Source organism: Paenarthrobacter sp. AR 02, from assembly GCF_021538675.1.
In the GTDB taxonomy this organism is placed as follows: domain Bacteria; phylum Actinomycetota; class Actinomycetes; order Actinomycetales; family Micrococcaceae; genus Arthrobacter.
This window is the reverse complement of the sequence record NZ_JAJUKH010000005.1, coordinates 135,591-162,053: the sequence shown is the minus strand read 5'-3', so window position 1 is coordinate 162,053 and position 26,463 is coordinate 135,591. Positions and strand designations below refer to the sequence as shown.

Below are 26,463 nucleotides of genomic sequence, written 5' to 3'. Positions count from 1 at the left end.
GCGGGCTCCGGCGCCATGTCTCAACGAGGAGTTAATACATGAGTCCAGCACGCAGCGCCCAGAGGAACATCCGCGACGTCGTTTTCGTCGACGGAGTCCGTACCCCCTTCGGCAAGGCCGGGGAAAAGGGCATCTATGCAGGAACCCGCGCCGATGACCTCGTGGTGAAATGCATCCGTGAACTGATGCGGCGCAATCCGTCACTGCCCGCCGACCGTGTGGACGAGGTCGCCATAGCGGCAACCACCCAGACCGGGGACCAGGGACTTACCATCGGCCGCACTGCCGCCCTGCTGGCCGGACTCCCCCGCACAGTTCCCGGTTTCGCGATCGACCGCATGTGCGCGGGAGCCATGACAGCAGTCACGACGACGGCGAGTGGCATCGGCTTCGGTGCCTACGACGTCGTCATCGCAGGCGGCGTCGAACATATGGGAAACCACCCCATGGGGGCTGGAGCGGACCCCAATCCGCGGTTCATGTCCGAGCGCCTCGTGGACCCGGCGGCCCTGAACATGGGAAACACTGCCGAGAACCTGCACGACCGCTTCCCCGCCATTACCAAGGAGCGGACCGACGCCTACGCCGCCGGATCCCAGGCGAAGCTGGCAGCCGCCTACTCCAACGGCCAAATCCAGCACGACCTGGTACCCGTCGCGACCATAAAACCCGGACAGGGCTGGGCCCTCCACACCACCGACGAGCCCCCGCGCCCCGGGACCACGGTTGAGGACCTTGCAGGGCTCCGCACACCATTCCGCGCGCATGGGCGCGTCACCGCAGGCAACGCCGCAGGGCTCAACGACGGCGCCACGGCCGCGGTGCTCGCCTCGGCCGATGCTGCCGAAGAACTGGGGCTCCCGGTCAAGATGCGCCTCGTCTCCTACGCCTTTGCCGGCGTCGAGCCTGAAGTCATGGGCATCGGCCCGGTTCCCGCAACGGAGAAAGCACTCCGGAACGCCGGCCTCGGCATCGAGGACATCGGATTGTTCGAAATCAACGAAGCGTTCGCCGTCCAGGTCCTGAGTTTCCTTGACCACTTCGGCATTGCCGACGACGATCCCCGGGTCAACCGCTACGGTGGCGCGATCGCCGTCGGCCATCCGCTGGCTTCCTCGGGCGTTCGGTTAATGAACCAGCTCGCACGCCAGTTCGAGGAAGACCCGTCGGTCCGCTACGGCATCACCACCATGTGCATCGGACTGGGCATGGGTGCCACCGTGATTTGGGAAAACCCGCACCACGCCGAGTACGAATCTTTTGCCACCGACCAGGCCACCACTGCCACCACCGAAGGAGCCGCAGCATGAGCGCCGCCGAATTCCAGAAGCTCGCCGCCCTCTTCCCCGACGAAGTCGTCACACATTCCTACGTCCAGGACATCGACCTCCCGGGCGGCGTGGGAAAGTTCGCCCTGATTACCCTCGACAACGGGTTGGACCACTCCAAGCCCACCACTTTGGGCCCCAACACGCTGGTTGAGCTCGGCGGCGTCCTGGACGGCCTCAAGGATCGGGCATCCAAGGGCGAAATCGTGGGCGTGGGCGTAACCGGCAAGCCATACTTCCTGGTGGCAGGTGCGGACCTTTCAGCTGTGAAGACGCTGAAAGAGCGCGAGCATGGACTATGGATGGCCCAGCTCGGCCACGCCGTCTACGCCACCCTCGCCGACCTCGGCGTTCCAAGCTTCGCCTTCATCAACGGCCTCGCCTTGGGCGGCGGGCTCGAGATCGCACTGCAGTCCACCTACCGCACAGTCTCCACCGGCGCTGGTGCCCTTGCCCTTCCTGAGGCCTTCATCGGACTGGTCCCCGGCTGGGGCGGCGTGTACATCCTCCCGCGCCTCATCGGTCCGGAGAACGCCGTCAAGGTGATGATCGAGAACCCCCTGAGCAACAACAAGACGCTCACCGGACCTCAGGCCTTCGAGCTCGGAGTTGCCGACGCGATCTTCGAACCTGCCGACTTCGTTGAACAGTCGCTGGCATGGGCGGCGCGCGTTATCTCCGGCGAGGTCACGCCTGAGCGGAAAAACTCGGTGGACGCCACCGAAGAAAGCGTTGCCACCCGGTGGGCGGCGTCGGTCGCAGCAGGACGTGCCTTCGTCGAGGCGAAGACCTCCAATGCCTCCCCCGCGCCGGCCAAGGTCCTGGATGTCATGGAAGCCAACCGCACCATGACGCAGGCCGAGTCCGCCGCACTCGAATGTGAGACACTCGCCGGACTCATGCAGACCGACGAGTTCCGTTCCACGGTGTACGCGTTCCTGGATCTGGTGCAGAAGCGCTCCAAGCGTCCTGCCGGTGCCCCTGACCGTAAGCTCGCCCGTCCTGTAACCAAGATCGGCGTGGTCGGCGCCGGACTGATGGCCAGCCAACTCGCATTGCTGTTCGCCCGGCAGCTCAAGGTGCCCGTAGTGATGACCGACATCGACCAGGCCCGCGTGGACAAGGGCGTGGCGTACGTCCACGCCGAGGTGGACAAGATGCTGGCCAAGAAGCGCATCAAGCCCGACGCCGCCAACAGGACCAAGGCACTGGTGACCGGTTCCGTTTCCAAGGAAGCCTTCGCCGACGCCGACTTCGTCATTGAAGCCGTCTTCGAAGAACTCCACATCAAGAAGCAGGTCTTCGCCGAGGTAGAGGAGATCGTCTCCCCCGAGTGCATCCTCGCCACGAACACGTCTTCTCTGTCCGTGACCGCCATGGCCGAAGACCTGAAGCACCCTGAGCGCCTGGTGGGCTTCCACTTCTTCAACCCCGTGGCCGTGATGCCGCTCCTGGAGATCGTGCGGGCGCCCAAGACCGACGACGCCGTCCTGGCCACTGCTTTCGAACTCGCCAAGGGACTGAAGAAGACCGCTGTCCTGGTCAAGGATGCCGCCGCTTTCGTGGTGAACCGGATCCTCCTGCGCCTCATGGGCGAGGTCATCGCAGCGTTCGACGAAGGAACCCCGGCAGAGGTGGCCGACACGGCGCTGCGGCCGATGGGCCTGCCCATGTCACCGTTCACCCTGAGCGCCATGGTGGGCCTGCCAGTGGCCCAGCACGTCCAGGAGTCCCTGCATGCCGCCTTCGGCGACCGATTCCCCGTATCGCAGAACCTGCAGAAGCTCATCGACAACGGCGTGAAGTCCCTGTGGGTCACTGGCCCCGATGGAACCCCCTCCATCCCAGCCGAGACCCTCGCAATCATGTCCTTTGGAAACACCCCGTCCACGGGTGAAGAAGTCCTGCGACGTACCCAGGACGCCTTGGCCGAAGAGATCGGGCTCATGCTGGCAGAAGGCGTCGTCGCCGGCCCCGAGGACATTGACCTCTGCGTGATCATGGGCGCAGGTTGGCCGATGTTCCTGGGCGGGATCACCCCGTACCTGGACCGCGTTGGCGCCTCGGAGCGAGTCAACGGCAAGCGCTTCCTTGCTCCGGGAGTTGCTTCAGCCCCCGCCTAAAACAGAACGCTCAGGCAATCCCGAGGCAAAAAACGGAACGCTCCCTCACCACGGTGAGGGAGCGTTCTGCTTTTAGGGCTGTTTTGTGAGCGAGGGATGCAAGATAGCGGGCGGGATGTGAGCGAGGGCTAGAAGAGGGCGACCTTCGGGGCCCTCGGGAAGATGTCGTCCAGTTCTGCCCGGTCGTCCTGAGTGGGGACCCAGCGTACGGCTTCGGCGTTCTGGCGGATCTGCTCGGGACGCGTGGCCCCGGCGATGACGCTGCTGACACCAGGCTGGGCGGCCAGCCAGGAGAATGCGAGCTGAAGTTCGGTGATGTCCCGCTCCTTGGCGAACTGGCCGAAGCGACCCAGCTGCTCCCAGTCCGCGTCGTGGACCAGATTGGTGCGTGTATGGCTCAGCCGCGAGCCTTCGGGTGCCTTCCCCGCCGAGTACTTTCCGGTGAGCAGCCCGTTGGCCAACGGGAAGTACGGCAGGACACCCAGGGAGAAAGCTCCGGCCGCGGGGAGGACTTCGAGCTCGGCACGCCGGTCCAGCAGGTTGTAGTGGTTCTGCGTGGAAATGAAGCGGGTTCCGCCGGCCTGGCGGGCAACATACTCTGCCTCGGCGATCTGCCAGCCGGCAAAGTTGGAATGGCCGATGTAACGGACCTTGCCGCTGGAAACCAGGTCATCCAAAGCAGCCAACGTTTCGTCGATGGGAGTCCGGGGGTCCGGGGTGTGGAACTGGTAGAGGTCGATCCAATCCGTGCCCAGCCGGCGAAGCGATGCCTCGGCGGCCTTCACGATGTACCGGCGCGAACCGCGGGCGCCAAAATCGTTGCCGTTGACTCCGCCCATGTCCATGCCGAACTTGGTGCCGATCACGACGTCGTCGCGGCGGCCCTTCAAAGCCCTGCCCAACATGGTCTCGCTCAGTCCGGGCTCACGGCCGTACACGTCGGCAACATCGAAGAACGTCACCCCCGCGTCCAGGGCAGCATGGACGACCGCGTCCGTGCCTTCCTGCGTCTCCGTAGGTGTGTTGGCACGGCCCAGGTTGTTACAGCCCAGTCCAACTACTGACACGGTCAATCCGGAATGGCCAAGGCGTCGGTATTCAGTCATGGGTTCAGCCTATATCGGCGATCCAAGCAGCTAGTAACCCCAGGCAACAAACACCCTGCCCGCTAGCTCCGGCCGTAGGTGATTCCCGATTCCTCCATGGCGTCCTCAAGCTGGGCAATGGCCACGGGTCCCATCCCATGGAGTTTGGTGGCTTTCAACTCGCCGAATTCGGCCAGCTGCTCCAGAGTCTCGATCCCCTCGTGGGCCAACGCACGCTTCGCCGGCGCCGCAAGGCCTTTGGGCAAGGGGGTATGGCCGGGCCAATTGCTTTTGGACGACATGGAGTGATCCCTTCTGGGCGCAATGGTGCTTACTTAGAGAGTAAAGCCCACACCTTGCTTCGGCGAGTGCTTAATCTTGAAAGCGCTCGGGTCACTGTGCGGGGCCGCAGCGATGGTGAGCTTGGTGAAGTCCAGGTCTTCACCGCGGACACAGATCTTGATGGCGTTCACGGCTTTGTTGACGTCCGGGCAGAGGCAGAAGATGTTCAGCCGGGAGTTGCCGATTTCAGAACGGTCCACCACACCAAGGCCCCGCCACGCCAGTTCGGCGGTCAGCGCAGTCTTGGCCTTGCGTTCGAGGTGGCGGTCCCGCTCGGTACCCTCCTTGGTCTTGAGGGCCAGCTGTGCCACCACCCAGAACTGTTCGGATTCGGGAATTTCCGCATAGCCGTCTTCTTCGCATTGCGCGGCAAAGGCCGCCATGAGACCTTCCACGGAGGAATCGTCGTCGACGGCGGTTTCATCGGTGCTGCTCTGGTGGCCGACCACTCCGTGATTGATGACGAACTGCTGGTCCTCGTCGTCGTACCAGGCTTCCCGGAAGTGAAGAACCCCGTCGTCGTCGCGCTTGTACGTGCGGATAATGCCGCTCATGCTCGTCCTTTCCTGAACCACTCTGCGCTGGTGCTGCCGGCACCGGCCATGTCGAAGGGGGCTTCCATTTGTTGTACCGCCTGGAAAAGGGCAGCGCATTCCGCCCGCATGGCCGCAACCGTGGTTTCCGGGTACGCCATGTCGGTCCGATGCTGTTCGAATTCGTCTTCGTCATCCACGAAAACGCCGTGCTTGGTGGAGCGGATGACGTCCAGGTCCATGTCGATCATATGAAACTCGGTCACGCCCGGTTTCAGTTGATTCCAGCCATGGGCAGTGGCGAGGTCCACGTAGATCCGGAAATCGCCGGGGTAGCTGTCGTCATAGAAGGTCGCCACGTACTCCCCCGTGCGGGGGATGAGCAGGACCGCGTCCGACGCCGTATAGAAGGCCGCGCCCGGACGGGAACAGAATTCCCCAGCCCCTTGGAAGACCCACCAGCCGTGGATGTCCTCGCCCAGGTAGGTTCCCGGGACCACCCAGTGGGCCTTGCCGTTCCATTTCCGGTTCCTCGACACCACGAGGTCGCCGGGCTGCAGTGAGCCCGGCCCGCGGTCCCCGCTCACAGGGTGGGCATACTTCCGGTGGTGGGGTGCTCCTGGCCCGGCAACGGCCGGGCAAACGGGACCTTTGTCCCCAAAACCTGGGCTACGACGTCGTGGGTTATTTTCTGGGCAGTGAGTCCCACGCGCTCCAAAACCTGGCTCCGCGCTCCATGCACCAGGAACTCGACAGGAAGCCCAACCTCGTTGAGGGCGGTATCAACGCCCGCGGCGCGCATTTCTTGCCGGATCCGGGAACCGACCCCCCCGGCCCGTACGCCGTCTTCGATGCAGATGACCAGTCGGTGGCGGGCGGCCAGGGCGATGATGGACTTGCGGACCGGCAATACCCAACGGGGGTCGACCACCGTGGAACTGATGCCTTGGGCGCCCAGGCGATCGGCGACGTCGAGAGCGATTTCCGACATGGCACCAACGCTGACGATCAGGACGTCGTTCTCGGTTGAACCCTCGGGTCGTCGGGCGAGGATGTCCACGCCGTCATGCAGGCGCTCAATGGCCTCGACTTCAGAACCGACGCTGCCCTTGGAGATCCGGACCACGGTGGGGGCGTCGTTAATGGCCACGGCTTCGCGGAGTTCCCCACGGAGCCGGGAAGCGTCGCGTGGAGCAGCCAAGTGAAGTCCGGGAACAATCTGGACCATAGCCATATCCCACATGCCGTGATGGCTGGGCCCGTCCGGGCCGGTGACCCCAGCCCGGTCCAGGACGATGGTCACGCCGGCCTTGTGAAGCGCCACATCCATGAGGAGCTGGTCGAAGGCGCGGTTGAGGAACGTGGCGTACACCGCCACAACGGGGTGGAGACCGCCAAAGGCCATGCCCGCGGCGGAAGTCAGTGCGTGCTGCTCCGCGATACCGACGTCGATGACGCGCTCCGGATGGCGCTCAGCAAACTTGTGCAAGCCGACCGGAATGAGCATGGCTCCGGTGATCCCCACGATGTCGGGGCGTTCGTCGGCGATGTCGGCGATCTCCTCAGCGAACACCGACGTCCAGGACCTGGCACCGGGCATCTCAGTGGATTCGCCCGTTTCGGGGTCGATGATGCCCACCGCGTGGAATTGGTCAGCCTCGTTGGCGAGGGCCGGCGCGTAGCCGTGGCCCTTCTCCGTCATGGCGTGCACGATCACAGGGCCCCCGTACGCCTTCGCCGTGCTGAGCGCATGTTCCATGGCCTGGAGGTTATGCCCGTCGACAGGGCCGATGTATTTCATGCCCAGGTCTTCGAACATGCCTTGCGGGGCCCACCAGTCCTTGATGCCCTTTTTCATGGCATGCAGGCTCTTGTAGGTGAACTGGCCCGCCGGGCCGCCGTTCTGCAGCCTCTTCTTCCACCAATCGAGCATGCCCTCATAAGCCGGGGCTGTCCGCAGCGAATCGATGGTGGGGCGCAGGGACGCCAGGTAATCGGCAAAGCCACCGACAGTGGGGGCGTAGGAACGTCCGTTGTCGTTGACAACGATGACGACCCGACGCCGCTTGTCCGCGGCAATGTTGTTGATCGCTTCCCACGTCATGCCGCCGGTCAACGCGCCGTCACCGACCACCGCGACGACGAACCGGTCACCTTCGCCGGTCAGTTGGCGGGCGCGCGAAATACCATCAGCCCACGACAGAGACGAGGAAGCGTGCGAGCTCTCCACGATGTCGTGTTCGGATTCGGCGCGTTCCGGATAGCCCGAGAGTCCGCCTTGCTGGCGGAGCGTGCTGAAGTCCTGCCGGCCCGTGAGGAGCTTGTGCACGTAGGACTGGTGACCGGTGTCAAAAACAATGCTGTCCCGCGGGGACTCAAAGATCCTGTGGATAGCGAGCGTCAGTTCCACAACGCCCAGGTTGGGTCCCAGGTGTCCACCTGTGGCGGCTACGTTGGTGATCAGGAATGCCCTGATTTCTCCGGCCAGTTGTTCCAGCTCGGTGCCGGACAGTTTGGCCAGGTCCTGTGGATCCTTGACGGCTTCCAAAAGTCCCAACGGCCCTCCTTAGGGTGTATGACGTGCTTGTTAACTTTAGCGCGTGCCCGGCTTCCGCGCGTTTCACGCGCAGGCGGCTCGCGGACGGGTGTGTTCCGGACGCCAACAGCCCCGGCTGGTCAGGCGACCGGCCGGGGCTGTCTGGCACTCGGAATCAGCTGAAAACCAGCGTGTTCCTTATGCGGAGATCTGGCGGAGGACGTACTGCAGGATGCCTCCGTTGCGGTAGTAGTCCGCTTCGCCCGGGGTATCGATACGCAGTACGGCATCGAAGGACTTGGCGGATCCATCTTCGGCCGTGGCCGTCACCTTGAGCGTCTTCGGCGTGGTGCCGTTGTTCAGCTCGGTGACGCCCTCGACGGAGAACGTTTCCGTTCCGGTCAAGCCCAGCGTTGCTGCCGACTCGCCAGCGGGGAACTGGAGCGGGAGGACACCCATACCGATCAGGTTGGAACGGTGGATGCGCTCGTAGCTTTCGGCAACGACAGCCTTGACACCCAGGAGCGCGGTACCCTTGGCTGCCCAGTCGCGGGACGAACCGGAGCCGTATTCCTTGCCTGCCAGGACTACCAGCGGAGTGCCGGCTGCCTGGTAGTTCTGGGCGGCGTCGTAGACGTATGCCTGCGGTGCGCCTTCCTGGCTGAAGTCGCGGGTGAAGCCACCCTCAACACCGTCCAGGAGCTGGTTCTTGATGCGGATGTTGGCGAACGTACCGCGGATCATGACCTCGTGGTTGCCACGGCGTGAGCCGTAGGAGTTGAAGTCCTTGCGCTCCACGCCGTTGGCCAGGAGGTACTGTCCAGCCGGGGTGTCCGACTTGAAGGAACCTGCCGGGGAGATGTGGTCCGTGGTGACGGAATCGCCAAGCTTCAGGAGCACACGTGCGCCCGAGATGTCCTGGACGGGATCCGGCTGGGCCTTCATGCCTTCGAAGTATGGGGGCTTCCGTACGTACGTGGAATCCTCGGCCCACACGAAGGTGTCGCCGGCGGGCGTGTCGAGCGCCTTCCAGCGCTCGTCGCCGTCGAAGACGCCTTCGTAACCCTTGGCAAACATGCCCTCGTCGATGGAGGAGTCGATGACTTCCTGCACCTCAGTGGGGTTCGGCCAGATGTCCTTGAGGAAGACCTCGTTGCCCTCGGAGTCGGTGCCCAGGGAATCGGTGTCGAAGTCGAAGTCCATGGTACCGGCCAGGGCGTAGGCGATGACCAGCGGCGGAGAGGCCAGGTAGTTCATCTTGACGTCCGGGTTGATACGGCCTTCGAAGTTGCGGTTGCCCGAGAGCACTGCGGTGACGGAGAGGTCGTTGGCCTGGATGGCTTCGGAGATTTCCGGCTCCAGCGGGCCGGAGTTACCGATGCAGGTGGCGCAGCCATAACCAACGATGTAGAAGCCAAGCTTCTCCAGGTACGGCGTGAGGCCAGACTTCTCGTAGTAGTCCGTGACGACCTTCGAGCCCGGGGCTACGGAGGTTTTGACCCACGGCTTGGACGTCAGGCCCTTGTCCACGGCGTTGCGGGCCAGGAGGGCAGCCGCAAGCATGACCGAAGGGTTGGACGTGTTGGTGCAGGACGTGATCGAAGCGATCGACACTGCGCCGTGGTCCAGTTCGAACTCACGGCCGTCAGCCGTGGTGACCTTGACCGGGGAGGACGGACGGCCATGCGCACCGTTGGCGGCCGAGAAGACCCGGCTGGTTTCCGTGGTGTGCGAGTCGGCGTGCGTGAAGGATGGGGCGTCCGAAGCCGGGAAGGATTCGTCCAGTGACTCGTCCACGCTGCCGTCTTCGATGGCGACGTAGTTGTGGATGTCCTTGCGGAACTGTTCCTTGGCATCCGTGAGCTCGATGCGGTCCTGGGGACGCTTGGGGCCCGAGATGGACGGAACAACGGTGGACAGGTCCAGCTCGAGGAACTCCGAGAAACGAAGTTCGCGGGAAGGATTGTGCCAGAGGCCCTGTTCCTTGGCGTATGCCTCCACGAGGGCGACATTCGCTTCGGAGCGGCCGGTCAGGCGCAGGTAGTCCAGCGTGACGTCGTCGATCGGGAACATGGCAGCCGTGGAACCGAATTCCGGGCTCATGTTGCCGATGGTGGCGCGGTTGGCCAGCGGCACAGCTGCGACGCCTTCGCCGTAGAACTCGACGAACTTGCCCACGACGCCGTGCTTGCGCAGCATTTCGGTGATGGTCAGGACGACGTCAGTAGCGGTGGCGCCTGCGGGGATGCTGCCGTTGAGCTTGAAGCCTACAACGCGGGGAATCAGCATGGAGACGGGCTGGCCGAGCATCGCCGCCTCGGCTTCGATGCCGCCAACGCCCCAGCCCAGGATGCCCAGGCCGTTGACCATGGTGGTGTGCGAGTCCGTACCGACACAGGTGTCGGGGTAGGCGCGGAGGACTCCGTCGACCTCACGGGTCATGACGGTGCGTGCCAAGTACTCGATGTTGACCTGGTGGACGATGCCGGTTCCAGGGGGAACGACCTTGAAGTCGTTGAAGGCGGTCTGGCCCCAGCGAAGGAACTGGTAGCGCTCACCATTGCGCTGGTATTCGATCTCCATGTTGCGCTCCAGCGCGCCGGAGTTACCGAAGGCGTCGATCTGGACGGAGTGGTCGATGACCATTTCTGCAGGCGCCAACGGGTTGACGCGCTTCGGATCCCCACCGAGTTCCTTGACGGCTTCGCGCATGGTGGCGAGGTCGACGATGCAGGGAACACCGGTGAAGTCCTGCATGATGACTCGTGCCGGGGTGAACTGGATTTCCGTGTCGGGCTCCGCATTGGGATCCCAACCGGCCAGGGCGCGGACATGGTCGGCCGTAATGTTGGCCCCATCCTCAGTCCGCAGGAGGTTTTCAAGCAATACCTTAAGGCTGAACGGAAGGCTGTCAGCGCCTTCTACGGAGTTCAACCGGAAAATTTCATAATCGGTGCCGGCTACATTCAGTACGCCTTTGGAACCGAAGCTGTCCACAGTGCTCATGGCAGGACTCCTCTCGCAACAGTTTCATCTTTGTCGCGTGGTTGGCCGCTAGCCAGTTAGGCGGACCTTACTTAGCCGGGCGGCATCATTGTTGGTCATCCCGGTCCGCCGCCGTGTTTCCAGCGGAGCGGGACTACTAAGCCCATCGTAGTGGCATAAATCCCGCCAGGGGCAGGTGCCCGGACAAAGCCAGTGCCGCCCGCACTGATCCAGCAGGCGGGCGGCATCCGGCTTACTGGGCCGGAACGATAAGCCCCACGGTCTCCAGGTGGTGGGTGTTTGGATAGAGGTCGAAGGCCCGCAACGACTCGAGCCGCCACCCACCCTGCTGGAAGTAACCCAGATCACGCGCAAAGGAGGCTGGATCGCAGGACACATAGGCGATCGCACGGGGTCCGGAGGCCATGAGTTGCTTGACCACGGCTTTGCCGGCTCCGGCGCGGGGCGGATCCAGCACCAGGGAATCGAAACTGCGTGGACGCTGGTGCAGCACCCGCTCTACCCGCCCCTGGACGATCTCCACCTGCGGTTGGCCATGCAGGTTCTTTCGGGCATCGCGGCTTGTTCCGGGCGATCCTTCCACCGAGAGTACAGATCCGGTGACCCCGACGGCGTCGGCCAGTGGGGCGGTAAACAGCCCTGCACCGGCATAGAGGTCTGCAACGGTGGAGCCAGGTTGCAGGTATCCCCCGCCGGAGAGGAAGTCTGTCACAGCACCTACCAGGGTCTCCGGAGCGTCCTTATGGATCTGCCAGAAACCCTCGCCGGACACCCGGTACTCGTGACCTGCCGCGCTTTCCTGCACCCACGTCCGTCCCCGCAACTGCAGGACTTCGCCCTTGCCGGGATCGAAACTGGCGACCGAGACGTCGTGGGGCAACTGCGAAATGATGCTGTGCAGCCGTTTGGGACCAGTTCCTTCCTCCGGGGCAAGGAGGATCAGGGGCCGCGACCCGTTGGCAGGCACCGCGACTTCGACGCGGGCGATGCCTGACAAGTCCACATCCCACAACCGGAGTTCGTTAATTCCGTGAAGAGCCAGCGGCATCTCCTTGACGGGGACCACCACATCGGAGCGGTGCGCATGCATGCCCAACCGTCCTTTGGAGGTCACCGCAAAGCCGGCGCGTGTACGCCAGCCGAGTCCGCCGTCGTCGTTCCGGCCGACCGCCTCCACCTCGGTTGTGAGGTCCCTACCAGCCAGCCGCTTGAGCTGTTCGGCCAGGACCTCCGACTTGAGTGCGCGCTGCCGCGCAAGCGAGATATGGCCGAGCTCCGCGCCGCCTACGGGCGGTACGCCCCGCCGCCAGGAACCCAGCGAATCGGCCGGCTTCCAGAAGTGCGGAACACGGTTCGGCGAAGCCTCCAGGACCTCGACGACGTCGGCGCGCCAGAAGCGCGACGAGTCGCCGGAGTCGGTCAGCCGGACCCGGACCTTCTCGCCGGGGATCCCGTGGCGGACAAAGATGACACGACCCTCATGGCGCGCAATGAAGTGGCCGCCGTGGGCGATGGGCCCCACATCCACCACGAGTTCACGCCCGGGCCCTGCCTCTTCCTTGCTGTCTTGGTCATGGGGGGAATTGCTGTGGGACGTCATTTAGGTATCCTGCAGTGCCTTTGCTTCTTCGGACGACTTCAGCTGCCACGGAACGCTGGCAACCATGACTCCAGGTTCAAAGTGGAGCCGCGTCTTGATTCTGAGTGCTGTCTGGTTATGGACCAGTTGTTCCCACCATTTACCCACGACGTACTCCGGGATGTAGACCACGATCAGGTCCCGGGGCGAATCGCGGCGCATGTTCTTGATGTAGTCCATGATGGGGGTCACGGTTTCACGGTAGGGGCTCGCGAGAACGGTCAGTGGAACCGGAATTTCAAGCTTCTCCCAGTCCCGGACCGTGTGTTCTGTCTCCTCGGAGTTGATGTCAACGGTGATGGCGTCCAGGCGCGATGGCCGTGACGCGCGGGCGTACGCCAATGCACGCAGCACCGGCTTGCGCACATGCGAGACGAGGAGGACAGCGTGCACCCTGGTGGGAAGCGCCCGTGGTGAGGAGTCTTCGTCCACCGCGAGTTCCTTGGCCACATTGTCATAGTGGGCCCTGATGCTCCACATGATCAGGAACAGGATGAACATGGCGAGCAGCGCGATCCAGGCGCCCTGTTCGAACTTGGTGATGAGGACGATCACCAGCACCAAACCCGCCATGCCGAAGCCCACCATGTTAATGGTGCGGGACTTGATGATGCGCCGGCGGATGGCCTTGTCGCGGGCAAGTTTGAGCTCGCGCCCCCAGTGCCGGATCATGCCGAGCTGGCTGGCGGTGAAGGAGATGAAGACGCCAACGATATACAGCTGGATCAGCTTGGTGACATCTGCGTTGAAGGAAAGAATCAGCACCAGCGCTCCGGCAGCCAGGGCCAGGACACCGTTGCTGAACGCGAGCCTGTCGCCGCGGGTCCGGAGCTGGCGGGGAAGATAGCCGTCCTGGGCCAAGATGGATCCAAGTACAGGAAACCCGTTGAACGCCGTGTTGGAGGCGAAAACCAGGATCACGCCGGTGGCAGCAACCACGATGTAGAACGGAATGGAGCCGGCACCAAAAATGGTGTCCGCGATCTGGCTGATGGCAGGATTCTGGATGTATCCCTCCGGCAGCGGCTTGCCATCAACCAGGAACTCGGTGGCGGGGTCCAACACAATGTGGACCTTGGTGGCGTTGGCCAGGAAAAGGATGCCGGCAAGCATCGCCGCCGCGATGGCACCGAGCAGCAGCAAGGTAGTGGCTGCGTTCTTGCTCTTGGGCTTCTGGAAGTTGGGCACGCCGTTGCTGATGGCCTCGACGCCGGTCAAGGCTGCGGCGCCCGAGGAAAACGCCCTCAGCAGGAGGAAGGCTCCGGCCAGGCCCACCAGGCCTTCGTCAAAGCCGGATTGCGGGACGATGGTGAAGTTCGCTGACTGCGCTTCTCCCAACTGCCCTGTAGCAAACTGGAAAATGCCGACGGCTGTCATGCCCAGAATTGAGGCCATGAAGATATAGGTGGGGACGGCGAAAACCGAGCCGGCTTCCTTGATTCCCCGCAGGTTGACCAACGCCAGGATGACCACGCCCACGGTCGCGATGAGGGCCTGCTGGCCGTGCAACGAGGGGATGGCGGTGGTGACATAGGCGGCGGCGGATGACATGGACACCGCCACGGTCAGGACGTAGTCCACCAGCAGCGCCGAAGCCACCGTCAGTCCCGCGTACTTGCCAAGGTTGACGTTGGCGATTTCGTAGTCGCCGCCACCTGAAGGGTAGGCGTGGACATTTTGGCGGTAGGACGCCACAACTGTGAGCAAGACCACCATGACGGCGAGGCCCACCAGCGGGGAAAACGCTACTGCGCTGACCCCGGCAAGGGCCAGCGTCAGCAGGATTTCATCCGGGGCGTAAGCCACCGAGGACAAGGCGTCCGAGGCGAAGATCGGCAAAGCAATGCGTTTGGGCAACAAGGTGTGGGACAGTCGGTCGTTCCGGACCGGCCTGCCCACCAACACCCGCTTCGCGGCATTCAAAATTGTCAGCACTCCGCAAAGCTACTCTGAATCCCCAGGGATGTCATGACGGTCGGAGCGGGCTTAGGCCCGTCTCGGCGGTAAAGTCATACCGAGCGGCACGGACAACACACATAAGGAGACATGGTGGCTCACTTCGTGATCATGGGTTGCGGGCGTGTTGGCGCCACCCTGGCACATACTTTGGAGGATGCCGGCCACTCAGTGGCCATCATCGATCAGGATGAGCGGGCCTTCCGCCGGTTGCGCCACACTTTCGGCGGCCGGAAGGTCACCGGCGTTGGCTTCGACCGGGACACCCTCAAGCAGGCGGGCGTGGAAGACGCGTACGCTTTCGCAGCCGTTTCCAGCGGCGACAACTCGAACATCCTGGCTACCCGGGTGGCCAGGGAGACGTTCCATGTGGCCCACGTCGTGGCCCGTATTTACGATCCCGGCCGCGCCGAAATCTACCAGCGGCTGGGCATCCCCACCGTTGCTGCCGTGCGCTGGAGCGCGGACCAGGTGCTGCGCCGGATACTTCCCGAGCAGCACTTGGCCGGCGACTACCGCGAACCGTCCGGCCGGCTCATCCTTGCCGAAGTGGACCTGCACGAGGCCTGGATCGGACACAGCTTGTCCTCCATCGAGGCAGCTTCGGGGATCCGCATCGCCTTCCTGACGCGCTTTGGCGAAGGCCTCCTCCCCCACCCAGGTACGGCTTACCAGGAAGGCGACACCGTCCACGCCATGGTGAGCCTGGACCGAACATCCGAGATCACCCGGATCCTCGCCAAAGCACCCGCCAAGGAGTCTTAGTGAAAGTTGTCATTGTTGGCGCAGGCAGCGTCGGCTCATCCATTGCCCGTGAGCTGCTGTCCCACAAGCACCAGATCCTGCTCATTGACCTCAAGCCCGAGGTCATCGGCCGCAGCGGGCTCCGGGGTGCGCGTTGGCTGGTGGGTGATGCTTGCGAACTCAGCACGTTGCAGGACGCCAAACTGGAGGATGCCGACGTCGTGGTTTCCGCCACGGGTGACGACAAAGTGAACCTGGTGGTCTCCTTGCTCGCCAAGACCGAATTCGGCGTCGGGCGCACAGTGGGACGGGTCAATAACCCCAAGAACGACTGGATGTTCAACGATTCCTGGGGCGTCGACGTCGCAGTGAACACCCCGCAACTGATGACCGCACTGGTGGAAGAAGCGGTGGAGATCGGCGACATCGTGCGCCTGCTGACCCTCCAGACCGGCGTTGCGTCGATCGTCGAGTTCACCGTTCCGCATGACTCCCACGTCATTGGAAGCACCGTGGGCGACATCGACTGGCCGGATGACTCCACTTTGGTGGCCATCCTGCGCGATCAGGCCCCGATCACACCCACCCGCGACGACGTCCTTGACGGCGGCGACGAACTGTTCTTCGTCACCACCATCGCTGCGGAGGATGGCCTGCGCGCCCTCCTGTCACCGGGCTCGGAGCTCGGCGGCCAGGACGGCAACGGTGTGCTGGATCATTCAGCCGACGACGACGGCTTCGACGGCTGAGTTGCCGGTTTGGTGACCAGCCAGGCTACCCAAAGGCCGAGGATATACAGGGGCGCACCCATCAGGAGCCTGGTGGTGGCCAATGCCGTCAAGCCTGCTTCGCCCATGAAGTAGAGGGGCACCTGGACCACGAGGCGCAGTGCCAGCACTGCTACCACGATCCAGGTTCCCAGTTGGTAGGCACGAAGCCGTTCCGGGTCCTTGCGCCAGTCCAGGCCCTCGTTGCGCACGAAGCCGAAGAGCAGGCCAGCCACGGGCCACTTGAAGGCGATCGACAGCACCATGGCCGCAATGTAGGCGATGTTGGTGAAGAAACCAAGAACGTAGAAGTCTTCAGCTTTGCCGGTGGTGTTGGCCAGCCAGGCCGAAATACCGACGCCGACGATGCCGGCAACGGCCTGCGTCAGGGGGCGCCGTTGAACCAGCCGAACCACGGTGAAAATCGCTGCCGACGCCAGGGCGGCAATGAGGGAAGGACCCAGGTCCCGGGTGATGGTGAACACCACCAGGAAGACCAGTCCGGGCAGAATGCTCTCGGCGATCCCTTGGATTCCTCCGGCGGACTTGAGCATGTCCACGTGGCCCGCACTGTTCCGCTGGAGGCCCGCTTTTCCCGCGTAGCCTGCAGCGAGGTCGGACATGCTGGGCCGGTCGTCGGGGGTCACGGCCGGCGTTTCATCGCCGCGCGGCGTCGCCCCTGCGTTGTCCTTCGGCTCTGAACCGTTGGCCACGGTCATAGGTGCTCCTGACGGGAGAGAATTTCGTAGCGTGGATTGAACATGGCCGGCAGGCCGTCGAGCTGGGTCACCATACCGTTCAGGCGAAGCCGTACACCGGCCTCGATGCCGGGAACACGTGTCCTGCCCAACCAAATGACCCGGAGTCGGTCAAACGGCCTCCGGGCGCCCTTGGACGGGAGCAAGGACTCGCTTCCATGCTCCAGTGCGTCCACGACCACTGCGGAGAAGAAGGGCTGTTCGCTGGGTGGCTGGTGCGTAACCGACTCGATGTAACCCGTACAGCTTGCCCTGCCGCGGGTGGGCAGGTCCCGCACGCCCTCCCCCAGCGGCGAGCGATCTGCAAACCCGTTTCGGGCGGGCTTGTCAGCCAATCTGGGTAATCTCCGGACCACGTTCGGGCTGCTGCAGGCCGGGTGCACCGTGCGGAACCCCGGGCTGCCCGGCCGCGGTCGCGTCCTTTGGCAGGCGAAGCTGCAGCAACTCACGCGGGGGCATCGGGTTGTCGCCCCGGACTACGACAACACGCCGGAAAAGCTCTTCAAGGCCAGCCGCTGCGTCGCGGTCCAGGGCCGCTTCTCCTCCGAGCACTCCCCGGAGGAACCAGCGGGGACCGTCCACTCCCATGAAACGCGCCGCCCGGAACCCTTGGCTGCCGTCAGAGGCTTGCGCCGGAAGCTTCGCTACCAGTTCCGTGCCGAACGCCCCGGAGATCTCCTCGGTTTCGCCGCCCTGGCTGACGACGGATTGGGTGATCTGCTCACGGATTTCATCCCACAGGCCCTCTGACCGCGGGGCGGCAAAAGCCTGGAGCTGCAGGCTGGACCCGGCAAGGTCCATGGTGACGGCGACGACGCGCTGGGTGGCTTCTTCCACCTCGAGCCGCAGCTGCAGCCCTTCGGCGGGCGCGATCAGCAACGCGCCGAGGTCTACGTATCCGTCACGGTCCTCGATTTCATCGATATCCAGTGGACCCTTGCCGAGCCGGAAGTCACCGGGCGTGCCAGCTTCCGGGCTTTCTTCTGCCGTGCCGGTTTCATCGACGGCGGCAGCGGTTTCCGCTTGCTCGTCCTTGGACTTCTTGCCGCGCCCAAAAAGCATGGGGTTTTCTCCTTAGTAGTGGTCTATCCCCAAGTAAACCGCAACCACGTAAAACAACTGCAATGCGGGGATTCAGATGCCAGCGCTTGCCAGGTTCAGTGGTTTGCAGGGGTGGTCGGTGCGTTGAAGCCGCCGGTGGAACCGAAACCGCCGGTTCCCCGAACGGAATCAGAGAGCTGGTCGACAGCCACGAACCGCGCATATTCGACGCGCTGAATCACCATTTGTGCAATTCTATCGCCGCGTTTGAGGTCGATGGCGTGGTTCTGGTCGGTATTGAGCAGGGTCACGGCGATTTCGCCGCGGTAGCCCGCGTCCACCGTTCCTGGGGCGTTAACGACTGTCAGTCCGTGCTTGGTGGCGAGGCCCGAGCGCGGGTGGATAAGGGCCACGAATCCGTCCGGCAGCGCAATGGACACGCCCGTCGGCACAAGCTTCCGCTCACCGGGGGCCAGGTGCACATCCTCGCGGGACCGCAGGTCGGCTCCCGCGTCTCCGGGGTGGGCGTACGAGGGTGCTTCCAACCCGGCGTCGAGCATTTTAAGCTGCACCTCCAAAGTGGGGGCGCCGTAGGAAGGGGCGGTGTTGCCGCTGTCCGCGTTGACGGAGGCGGCCTCTGAACTGAATACTGCGGTCTCGTTGCTCACAGTCGTCCATTCTACGGGGACCGGGCCCGGCGGGAAGGTCCCCGTCCATGGGCACCGTTGCCTGTGAACCCGCTGGGAGTCGATCGCCCGATAAGCTGGTCCCATGCCTACGCCTGACCAGTCTTCACCCGTGCCTGCCCGGAACACCCCCTCATCTTCCGGGGTCCTGTACAGCGAAAAGCTGTGGCCGTCACCGTGGATCTGGATTGTCGTTGTTGGCCTTTCCAGCGCAGGCCTTCTCATGTTCGGCCCCATCAGCGTGGCGACCGGAATCATCGCAGCTATCGCACTCCTGGCCATCATGACCGTGATGCTGGTGCTCTCGACCCCCACCATCACCGTTACCGCGGACACCGTGCGCGTAGGCCGGGCAAGCATCGACCGCAGGTTCGTCGGCACCGTGGAGGCCTTCAGGAAGGGCGAAGCGACGGCGGAACGCGGCCCGCGCCTCAACGGCCTGGCGTACATGTGCTTCCGCGGCTGGATCGACCCCGTGGTCAAGATCGAGATCACGGATCCCGCAGACCGCACCCCCTACTGGCTCGCATCGTCCCGCAGGCCGGAGGAACTGGTTTCTGCCCTCACGGCGCGCCCGTCCTGAGAAACGGGCGGCCGGCCCCTCAGCTTTCGCACTCCGTGCAGTAGAGGTGACCGCCCCGTTCTGCGGCAATTTGTGACCTGTGCTTGACCAGGAAGCAGTTGAAGCACGTAAATTCGTCAGCCTGGGGAGGCATGACCTGAATCAGGAGCTCCTCCCCCGACAGATCGGCTCCCGGGAGCTCGAAGCCATCGGCGAGCTCGGCCTCGTCGACGTCGACCGCTGAGGATTGCTTCCCTGACTGGCGCGTCTTGAGCTCCTCAAGGGAGTCCTCGCTGGCGTCTTCCTCGGTCTTGCGAGGGGCATCATAATCCGTTGCCATGGTCCTGCTTCATCCTCCGTACCTGCTCCGGTTGGGTTCCCGGTCGGGCGGATCAGTCCCCGCCGCCGGTAACGGTGCAACGCCGGACGCCTTGGTTTTGTGCCCGATATCGGGCAGATTTTCCTCCCCCCACCACTGAATGTCCAGAGGTCCGGCCTTGGGTCAACCTCTTCGCCGGGGCTGATTCAGGGGAATATCACGGCACGCCCTTTGTCCTAGTAGGAAAAGAGCGTGACGGGTGGCAGAGTTTCGAATGTCAGTTATGCCATGTGGTGGAGGGTGTTATGCAGGATCTACGACTGGTAGGAGTCCACGACGACGGCGGGCATCTCCTGCTCAGCGGCCCCGGTGGGGCGATGTTCCAGCTTCCGATCGACGAGGCCCTCCGGGCCGCGGCGAGCCGGACCCCTGCCCAGGTGGCGGCGCGGGCCTCGAATACTCCCATTGCCATGTCCCCCCGGGATATCCAGGCCAGGATCCGGAGCGGGGCCACCGCAGCGGAGGTCGCCGAACTCTCCGGGCTCCCCCTGGCGAACGTACAGCGTTACGAAGGCCCCGTCCTTGCCGAGCGTGAGTATGTGGTCCGCCAGGCACGCGGAATCGAAGTCGCTTCGCCCGCCCCCGGTCACGACATGTACCGTTCGGTTTTTGGCGACCAACCGGCCACGCTTGGCGACATGGTGGATCACCGGCTGTCCGCCCACGGCATTGACTCGGCCACGGTCGAATGGGACTCCTGGCGCCGTCCGGACGGTTCCTGGACCGTCGTCGCGCGTTTCGAAACGGTCCCTGGAACCCACGGAAACATCGGCGAAGAGCCGCCCCCCATGTGGACCTTCAGCCCCCAACGCAAGTCACTCCAGAACGCCAACCGTTGGGCCCAGCAGCTCAGCGAGCTCGAGCCCCTGGACGGACCGGTTCCTGCCCGGCGCCTGGCCGCGGTTTCGGACCGGCCCTTCGATTTTGAGAACGACGCCGATTCCGCAGCGCGTGCCTCCGCCAAGGAATCAGACAGCCTGCTGGAGATGCTCCGCTCACGCCGTGGGCAGCGATTGGGCGTGGACGAAGACGGCGATGACGCCCTGGCAGTCCTCCTGAGCAATGTTCCGGCGGCCCACCCGCGGCCAGGCGAAGAAGTTGAGGAAGTCCTCGCAGAAGCCGCCGAAGATGCCCCTGAACCGGTCCCTGCAACCCCGGAAGAACCTGCCCGCAAGGACGGCCGCCCTTCCATGCTTTCCCGTCTGAGCCTGGCGCCACGGCATGCTGGTTCCGAGGATGACGACGATGTCTTGAAGCTCCACCAGGGCGTCAGCACTGATACCCGTGAGATCACGGTCGTGGCCAGTCCCCTGCGCCCTGTCACGTCCTTGACGGCACGCAAGCCCGCTGGGCTGGATGAACTGTTGGGCGGCAGCACCCAGGCCCCTTCAAGGAGCGATGAGGGGTCCACCGGCGATGAGGCGGAAGGCAGCCTTGTGCAGCCGGCACCGGCTGACGACGCCAAGGACCGTGAGGGCGGCAAGGACGTTGAGGCTCCTGCTGAACGCCAGCCGTCACGACCCAAGAGGTCCAGCATCCCGAGTTGGGACGAGATCGTCTTTGGAGCCCGGGGAGACTGACTGCTCAGGCACCTACGGCCGCGGAAGCTCCCCGGCCCCGGGCCACAGGCAGGCGTCGACGTCGAACGGAAGCGGCTGGTCCCCTCCCGCCATCAGGTTGGCACCGTGCGCTGTGACGCGCCGCATGTAGTGGCGGCGGCACAAGGTTTCATAGCCCACGACGCCCGCAAAAGGTGCATCGTCAGCGGCAGCAACGTCACCCACCATCACCTGCTCACCTTCGACCACCATGATGCCGTTCACGGTGCGTGCGTTTTGGGTTGCCCGGCGGCCGCACCAGCACAACGCTTCGACCTGCAGGACCTGCACTTTGTCGGCAAGCTCTATGAGCCGCTGTGAACCGGGAAACAAGCGCGTGCGGAAGTCGGATGTGATTCCGAAAGCGAAAACGTCCACATCCATCTCGTCAACAACGCGCGCCAGTTGCTCAACCTGGGAGGGTGAGTAGAACTGCGCCTCGTCACAGATGAGGTAGTCGACGCGGAGTCCGCTGGTACGCCGGACCACCACTTCGTCCCAAAAATCCGTAGCGCTTTCCACCTCCACGGCATCGGTACGCAGTCCCAGGCGGCTGGAAATTGTGGAGTCGCCGGCACGGTCATTGCAGCTGAAGCGAATGCCGCCGCGGCCGCGTGCGCGGTGGTTGTGGTCCATTTGCAGAGCGAGCGTGGACTTTCCGCAGTCCATGGTGCCCGAGAAGAAGACCAGCTCAGCCACGCTTGCCCTTCCTGCCGGCAGCGGTAAAGCACAGCAGTGGCACTTCCCGCTCCGTTTTGGTCAGCGATCCATGCTGCCCTACGACTTCAAGGGACGCGGGGCGGACTCTGCGGGTGTCGTACAGTGCCAGGGTGTCGCGGGCCGCGATCATCACATCACCGATGCGGGGAGCGACGTCCGGACGCACTGCACCGAACAAACCGGCATCCACTGCCTGTTTTCTGGTGAAAGCCCAGATACGCTCGCCAAACCGCTTCCGCCAGGCGGCAAGGAGCGCGTCCCGGTGGGCCTCGGTGGCGTCGGGTTCGAGGTAGAGATGCACCATGCGGGGTTCACCGGCTGTGTGCCGGACACCAGCTACCAGCGACTCATCGGCAGAGTAGTCGATCCGTTGGGATTCGGGAACGTCCAGCATGCCGTGGTCACCGGTGAGCAGGATGGTGGTTCCTGCAGGAAGAGTTGCGGAGAGCCTTTTCACGGTGGAGTCGAGTTCTTCGAGCTGATGCTCCCAGCGGTCCGACTGGCAACCATAGCGGTGTCCGGCCTTGTCGAGCTCGTTGAGGTAGAAGTACATCAACGACTTTCCACCTCCGGCCATGGCTTCCGCCGCGGCGGCAGTCCGGGCATGCAGGGTGGTGCCGCCCACGAAGCGGCTGCCACGGAGTGCCGCCTGGGTCATGGGAGAATTGCCAAACTGTGGCAGGCTGACGGTCACGACGTCCAGCTCGGACGCCACGCGCTCAAAGACGGTGGGATTGGGCTGCCACTGCCCCGGATCCACCTGGGCATCCCAATTGCCCAGGAGATTGACCACTTTGTCCTGTGCGGGGTCAAGGACGTCGTAGCCCACCATCCCGTGCTGACCCGCGGGCAACCCTGTACCAAGGCTCGCCAGGGAGGCCGCCGTGGTACTGGGGAACGCGGAGTCGATCCATTGCGGGACATTGCGCTGGCCCCCGGCAATGACGGACCGGAGAAAGGGAGTGTGGGAGGCCTTCTGCTTCAACAGGCTCCGGCCCAATCCGTCTGCGAGGACGACGCAGACCCGCTGTGAGGCGGGCAATTGAAGCTGGTTGGTGAAGCCCGGCAAGCCAAGCGCAGCGGCGGAACTGGTGAGAACCTCGGCTATCGACTTGGTCCCGAACAAGGGGGGTGCGGGAATGTCGATGGATCGGCCTGTCTGTGCCGTTTCGCTCAACGCTGGTGTCCGCGGCTCAAGCGGTTGCTGAAGACCCCTGAACGGGGCCTCGGAGCGGGGATGGTGGCGTGCTGGACGGGAGCAGGGTTGCCGGTGTTCACTGCGCGCAGGGCACGGGCAAACAGCTTGGCGTCCTGGACTGCCTGCAGGCCGTCGGCTTCGGCGCTGATGCGCAGGACGATGTCCTCCTGGGCGATGGTTCCGCTGTAGCCGTGATCAGCCTCGCACTGTGGATCCCCGCAGCTGGCGGGTCCCATGTCGAGCCTTTGTCCGCCTGACCAGGCAATCGAGACGGTCAGTTCGCGGACGGGGTCCGAGGACTTGTAGTTCTGCGGCTGGGAGTACATGTAACTTAGGACCACAGAGCGGATCTGTGCTACGGGCACGGACTCGGTGGAGATCTGGGCTACGATCTGCTCCCCCGCTTCGTCCAGTTGCTGATCGTCAACGTGCGTGATGACCAGCATGTCCTCGGTCAGCACCAGGACGGTGATGTGGCGGCGGACCTCTGCCCGGTCGAAGTGCGTTTCCAGGTGGACCAGATGGGACAGGCACTCACGGCCGTCCAGGGCATCATCAACGACGTCGGCCACCAACCGCGGATAGAACCCCGCCTGCTGCAACGCCTGGTCCAGGCTTTGTCCCTGCGTGGCGTGGTTGTGCGCGGCAGGGTTCCCGGTGGTGGACGGGCGGGATTGAGGCGTCGGAGACTGGGTGCTCATACCCCCATTTTCACAGATCGCCGGGTGACTTCCTAACCGCGATGGCCGTCCCTGTGGCTAACCCCGCATGGCCCGCCGGGCACTGTCCGTGCGCTGGGCCGCGTTGCCTATCCAGACATCGGCAGCCAGGATCGTGGCCCCTGACGGCCCGGCCAGCACCGGATTGAACTCAACGAGCGCAATGCCCGGGTGGTCGTCCTTGAGCTTGGCCAGGCGGGCGGCAACGTCCTCCAACGCTTCAACGTCCACTGCCGGCAGCCCCTGGTAACCGAAGAGTTTCCGGGACGCGCGTGGTGAACGGATCACGTCATGCAGGTCCGCCGCGGAAAGAGGTGGGACCCTGTGTGCCCAATCGTCAAGCAGGTTCACGGCATCACCGGCAAGCCCAAAGGAGAGCACCGGGCCGAGCAGGGGGTCTTCCATGGCACGGAAAGTGCACGCCTGCCCCACCGGTGCCATGGCCTGCACTTCCAGCGCCGGTGAACCGTAGGGTTCGAGCGCGCGACGCATCTGGGCAATGTTTTGCCGCAGCGATTCAGGGTCCTGGATGTCAAGCCGGACGCCGCCCAGGTCCAGCCGATGCCGCAGGGCTGGATCCGTGGTCTTCAGGACCACAGGCCATCCGGCCTTGTCCGCTGCGGCCACGGCCTCGTCCGGCGTACCGAAACCGTAGGTGGGGACCACCTCAATGCCGTAGCCGCCCAGCAACGCGGCGGCAGCACCGGCGTCGAGCTTCCGCAGTTTCTCGCCGGTCACTCCGGCGAGCATCGCTGCGAGGGTCTCGCGCGTGCCATCCACGTCGCAGCCAACAGGTTCGACGAAAAGCCCCTGGTCACGGTCACGCCATTGCGCGTACCGGACGATAGCCGCCAAGGCAGCGACGGCGGCGCCGGCGTTGGAGAAGCACGGCAGCGCCGGTTTCCCCGACAAACCCACCATGCCCTCCACATGAACCGAAAAATCCAGGATCCCCGTGAAGGCCGCCACCACCGGCTTGCCCGCCTCGGCGCTGCATTCGGCCAGTACTCCCGCCAAGGCCTCCACTGTGAGGCCACGGGCCGGGAGGAGGGCTGCAACCACTGCGTGGACGGACTCGTCCGCCAAGCTCTCCTGGAGGCTGGCCCGCAGGGCCGGCAACGCCAACGACATGCCGGCGTCAAGATCGACGTCGGTCACCAGGCGGTTGACGTCCAATCCGAGCGGAACCGCGGTGTCGGCGACCACTTTGCCGAGCGCCACGGAATTCGAATACACAGCAAGTCCCGGCCCTTTGGGCAGCGCCTGCGTGGACACGATCTGGGCGATGTCCATGAGCTGCTCGATGGTCTCGACACGAATGACGCCCGCCTGCCGCATCATGGCGTCCACCGCCGCTCCCGGTGCCTGCGTGGTCCGGACCTCGTGGCCCGGCGGCAGGCTGAGCCCGGTGACGTCGGACTTGGACACAATGACCGGTTTGCTGCGGGACAGGCGCCGTGCCAGACGGGAGAACTTTCTGGGGTTGCCGATCGATTCCAGGTAGAGGCCCACAGCGGAGGTATCGGCGTCGTCTTCCCAATACTGCATGGCGTCGTTGCCTGAAACGTCCGCGCGGTTGCCGGCGGAGAGGAAGGAGGACAACCCGAGCCGACGGCGGCTGGCTGCCGCGTAAACCGCCACTCCGACCGCTGCCGATTGGCTGAACAAGCCCAGGCTGCCCCTGGGCGGCATGGTGGGGGCCATGGAAGCGTTCAGCGACACGGACGGGTGGGTGTTCAGGATCCCCAGGGACTCCGGACCGATGACGCGCATGCCATTGGCCCGGGCGCGCCGGACCAACTCGTGCTGGCGGAGCAGCCCTCGTTCGCCATCGTCGGCAAAGCCGGCCGTTGCCACCACAATGCCCTTCACGCCCGCTGCGGCGCAGTCGTCCACCACCTTGGGCACCTCGTCGTAGGGAACGGCGATGATGGCCAGCTGCACCGGGTCGGGGATCTCGGACAACTTGGCATAGGACATCATGCCGGCCAGTTCCAGCGCTTCCGGGTTAACGGCGTACACCGGCCCCGTGAAGCCCCCTTCGATGATGTGTTCAAGCAGCTGGTAGCCCACCGTCCCCCACTTCCGGCTGGCACCAATAACAGCAACCGACGACGGCGACAAAAGGTCGCGCACGCTGCGCGCCTCGGCGCGGTGCTCACGGGCCTCCATGACGGCACGGGATTTCTCCGTGGGGTCGATGTTGAATTCAACGCTGACCACGCCGTCGTCGAATTGCCTTTTGAGGTCATAGCCTGCGTCCGCGAACACCATGAGCATCTTCCGGTTGTCCGGAAGGACCTCGGCGGTGAAGCGGCGGATGCCGTTTTCGCGGGCGGCTACGGCCAGGTGTTCCAGGAGGATCGAGCCAATGCCCCGGCCCTGGTGTGCGTCGGAAATGTTGAAGGCGACTTCGGCTTCCAGCGGATCGTCCAGCCGGTCATACCGGCCAATGCCCATGATTTCGCCGCCGATGGTGATCACGAATGCCACCCGGTTGATGTGGTCCACTTCGGTGAACCGCCGCACCTCCTTGCCGGAGAGCCTGGGCTTGAAGGAAAAGAACCGCATGTAGATGGACGCCTGGGACTGGCCGGCGTGAAAGGCCTGCAGGGCATCGGCGTCCTCGGGGCGTATCGGCCGCAGATGCGCCGTACCGCCGTCGCGCAGGACGACATCGGCCTCCCAATATTCCGGATAAATGCCGACGCCGGGCTGATCCACCATAGGCTTAGCCTAGCTA

At 64.2% G+C, this 26,463-nt stretch carries 23 protein-coding genes; 6 read left to right on the top strand and 17 right to left on the bottom strand.

Going from position 1 to position 26,463, the window contains the following annotated elements; all coding sequences use genetic code 11:
* The first annotated feature begins 38 nt into the window (after window positions 1–38).
* Both LRQ04_RS12650 and LRQ04_RS12645 read left to right on the top strand, forming a co-directional pair.
* A complete protein-coding gene (locus LRQ04_RS12650; protein ID WP_235520508.1) occupies window positions 39–1,310 on the top strand; it encodes an acetyl-CoA C-acyltransferase in 1,272 nt (423 codons plus the stop codon).
* A complete protein-coding gene (locus tag LRQ04_RS12645; RefSeq protein ID WP_235520507.1) occupies window positions 1,307–3,451 on the top strand; it encodes a 3-hydroxyacyl-CoA dehydrogenase NAD-binding domain-containing protein in 2,145 nt (714 codons plus the stop codon). The genes LRQ04_RS12650 and LRQ04_RS12645 overlap by 4 nt, the downstream gene beginning before the upstream one ends.
* Window positions 3,452–3,579: 128 nt before the next feature.
* Here LRQ04_RS12645 and LRQ04_RS12640 read toward each other — a convergent pair whose 3' ends face one another.
* The 8 genes from LRQ04_RS12640 to LRQ04_RS12605 form a co-directional block, all read right to left on the bottom strand.
* Window positions 3,580–4,557 (bottom strand): aldo/keto reductase, encoded by a 978-nt coding sequence (locus tag LRQ04_RS12640; RefSeq protein ID WP_235520506.1) that lies wholly within the window; start codon window positions 4,555–4,557, stop codon window positions 3,580–3,582.
* Between the two features lie 62 nt (window positions 4,558–4,619).
* Window positions 4,620–4,838: a hypothetical protein gene (locus LRQ04_RS12635; RefSeq protein WP_211714092.1), complete on the bottom strand. Its 219-nt coding sequence runs from the start codon at window positions 4,836–4,838 to the stop codon at window positions 4,620–4,622.
* 33 nt (window positions 4,839–4,871) lie between these two features.
* Window positions 4,872–5,432, bottom strand: coding sequence for a hypothetical protein (locus tag LRQ04_RS12630; RefSeq protein ID WP_235520505.1), 561 nt, complete (start codon window positions 5,430–5,432; stop codon window positions 4,872–4,874).
* Window positions 5,429–5,998, bottom strand: coding sequence for a DUF402 domain-containing protein (locus tag LRQ04_RS12625; RefSeq protein WP_235520504.1), 570 nt, complete (start codon window positions 5,996–5,998; stop codon window positions 5,429–5,431). Before LRQ04_RS12625 ends, LRQ04_RS12630 begins: the two co-directional genes overlap by 4 nt.
* On the bottom strand, window positions 5,995–7,968 hold the full coding sequence (dxs, locus tag LRQ04_RS12620) for a 1-deoxy-D-xylulose-5-phosphate synthase (RefSeq protein WP_235520503.1): 1,974 nt from the start codon (window positions 7,966–7,968) through the stop codon (window positions 5,995–5,997). Before dxs ends, LRQ04_RS12625 begins: the two co-directional genes overlap by 4 nt.
* A gap of 177 nt (window positions 7,969–8,145) precedes the next feature.
* Entirely contained in the window at window positions 8,146–10,953 is a 2,808-nt protein-coding gene (gene acnA / locus LRQ04_RS12615; protein ID WP_235520502.1) for an aconitate hydratase AcnA, read from the bottom strand.
* 232 nt (window positions 10,954–11,185) lie between these two features.
* On the bottom strand, window positions 11,186–12,553 hold the full coding sequence (locus LRQ04_RS12610; protein ID WP_235520501.1) for a class I SAM-dependent RNA methyltransferase: 1,368 nt from the start codon (window positions 12,551–12,553) through the stop codon (window positions 11,186–11,188).
* Window positions 12,554–14,527, bottom strand: coding sequence for an APC family permease (locus tag LRQ04_RS12605; protein ID WP_235520500.1), 1,974 nt, complete (start codon window positions 14,525–14,527; stop codon window positions 12,554–12,556).
* Between the two features lie 114 nt (window positions 14,528–14,641).
* Between LRQ04_RS12605 and LRQ04_RS12600 the strand changes: the two genes are divergently transcribed.
* Both LRQ04_RS12600 and LRQ04_RS12595 read left to right on the top strand, forming a co-directional pair.
* On the top strand, window positions 14,642–15,313 hold the full coding sequence (locus LRQ04_RS12600; protein ID WP_235520547.1) for a TrkA family potassium uptake protein: 672 nt from the start codon (window positions 14,642–14,644) through the stop codon (window positions 15,311–15,313).
* The gene (locus LRQ04_RS12595; protein ID WP_235520499.1) at window positions 15,313–16,041 is read left to right on the top strand and encodes an NAD-binding protein; all 729 of its coding nucleotides are present in this window, start codon (window positions 15,313–15,315) and stop codon (window positions 16,039–16,041) included. Before LRQ04_RS12600 ends, LRQ04_RS12595 begins: the two co-directional genes overlap by 1 nt.
* Here LRQ04_RS12595 and LRQ04_RS12590 read toward each other — a convergent pair.
* The 4 genes from LRQ04_RS12590 to dut all read right to left on the bottom strand — a co-directional run bounded on the left by LRQ04_RS12590 (window position 16,008) and on the right by dut (window position 18,526).
* Window positions 16,008–16,778 (bottom strand): DUF3159 domain-containing protein, encoded by a 771-nt coding sequence (locus tag LRQ04_RS12590; protein ID WP_235520498.1) that lies wholly within the window; start codon window positions 16,776–16,778, stop codon window positions 16,008–16,010. The genes LRQ04_RS12595 and LRQ04_RS12590 overlap by 34 nt on opposite strands.
* Window positions 16,775–17,152, bottom strand: coding sequence for a hypothetical protein (locus LRQ04_RS12585; RefSeq protein WP_235520497.1), 378 nt, complete (start codon window positions 17,150–17,152; stop codon window positions 16,775–16,777). Before LRQ04_RS12585 ends, LRQ04_RS12590 begins: the two co-directional genes overlap by 4 nt.
* Window positions 17,145–17,879: a DUF3710 domain-containing protein gene (locus tag LRQ04_RS12580; RefSeq protein ID WP_235520496.1), complete on the bottom strand. Its 735-nt coding sequence runs from the start codon at window positions 17,877–17,879 to the stop codon at window positions 17,145–17,147. The genes LRQ04_RS12585 and LRQ04_RS12580 overlap by 8 nt, the downstream gene beginning before the upstream one ends.
* Window positions 17,880–17,974: 95 nt before the next feature.
* Window positions 17,975–18,526 (bottom strand): dUTP diphosphatase, encoded by a 552-nt coding sequence (gene dut, locus LRQ04_RS12575; protein ID WP_235520495.1) that lies wholly within the window; start codon window positions 18,524–18,526, stop codon window positions 17,975–17,977.
* A gap of 103 nt (window positions 18,527–18,629) precedes the next feature.
* On the opposite strand from dut, the gene LRQ04_RS12570 reads away from it, so the two are divergent.
* The gene (locus LRQ04_RS12570) at window positions 18,630–19,127 is read left to right on the top strand and encodes a DUF3093 domain-containing protein (RefSeq protein ID WP_235520494.1); all 498 of its coding nucleotides are present in this window, start codon (window positions 18,630–18,632) and stop codon (window positions 19,125–19,127) included.
* 19 nt (window positions 19,128–19,146) lie between these two features.
* Here LRQ04_RS12570 and LRQ04_RS12565 read toward each other — a convergent pair whose 3' ends face one another.
* On the bottom strand, window positions 19,147–19,446 hold the full coding sequence (locus LRQ04_RS12565; RefSeq protein WP_235520493.1) for a DUF4193 domain-containing protein: 300 nt from the start codon (window positions 19,444–19,446) through the stop codon (window positions 19,147–19,149).
* A gap of 284 nt (window positions 19,447–19,730) precedes the next feature.
* Between LRQ04_RS12565 and sepH the strand changes: the two genes are divergently transcribed.
* Window positions 19,731–21,065 carry a septation protein SepH gene (gene sepH / locus LRQ04_RS12560; protein WP_235520492.1) on the top strand — a complete coding sequence of 445 codons (1,335 nt, stop codon included), beginning with the start codon at window positions 19,731–19,733 and terminating at the stop codon, window positions 21,063–21,065.
* A gap of 12 nt (window positions 21,066–21,077) precedes the next feature.
* Here sepH and LRQ04_RS12555 read toward each other — a convergent pair whose 3' ends face one another.
* The 4 genes from LRQ04_RS12555 to LRQ04_RS12540 are packed head-to-tail and all read right to left on the bottom strand — an operon-like array spanning window position 21,078 to window position 26,447.
* Entirely contained in the window at window positions 21,078–21,782 is a 705-nt protein-coding gene (locus LRQ04_RS12555; protein WP_235520491.1) for a thymidine kinase, read from the bottom strand.
* Window positions 21,775–22,980 carry an alkaline phosphatase family protein gene (locus LRQ04_RS12550; protein ID WP_235520490.1) on the bottom strand — a complete coding sequence of 402 codons (1,206 nt, stop codon included), beginning with the start codon at window positions 22,978–22,980 and terminating at the stop codon, window positions 21,775–21,777. The genes LRQ04_RS12555 and LRQ04_RS12550 overlap by 8 nt, the downstream gene beginning before the upstream one ends.
* Window positions 22,977–23,702, bottom strand: a complete 726-nt coding sequence (locus LRQ04_RS12545; protein ID WP_235520489.1) for a DUF5998 family protein — start codon at window positions 23,700–23,702, stop codon at window positions 22,977–22,979. The genes LRQ04_RS12550 and LRQ04_RS12545 overlap by 4 nt, the downstream gene beginning before the upstream one ends.
* Before the next feature lie 57 nt (window positions 23,703–23,759).
* A complete protein-coding gene (locus LRQ04_RS12540; protein WP_235520488.1) occupies window positions 23,760–26,447 on the bottom strand; it encodes a bifunctional GNAT family N-acetyltransferase/acetate--CoA ligase family protein in 2,688 nt (895 codons plus the stop codon).
* Window positions 26,448–26,463: the final 16 nt, after the last annotated feature.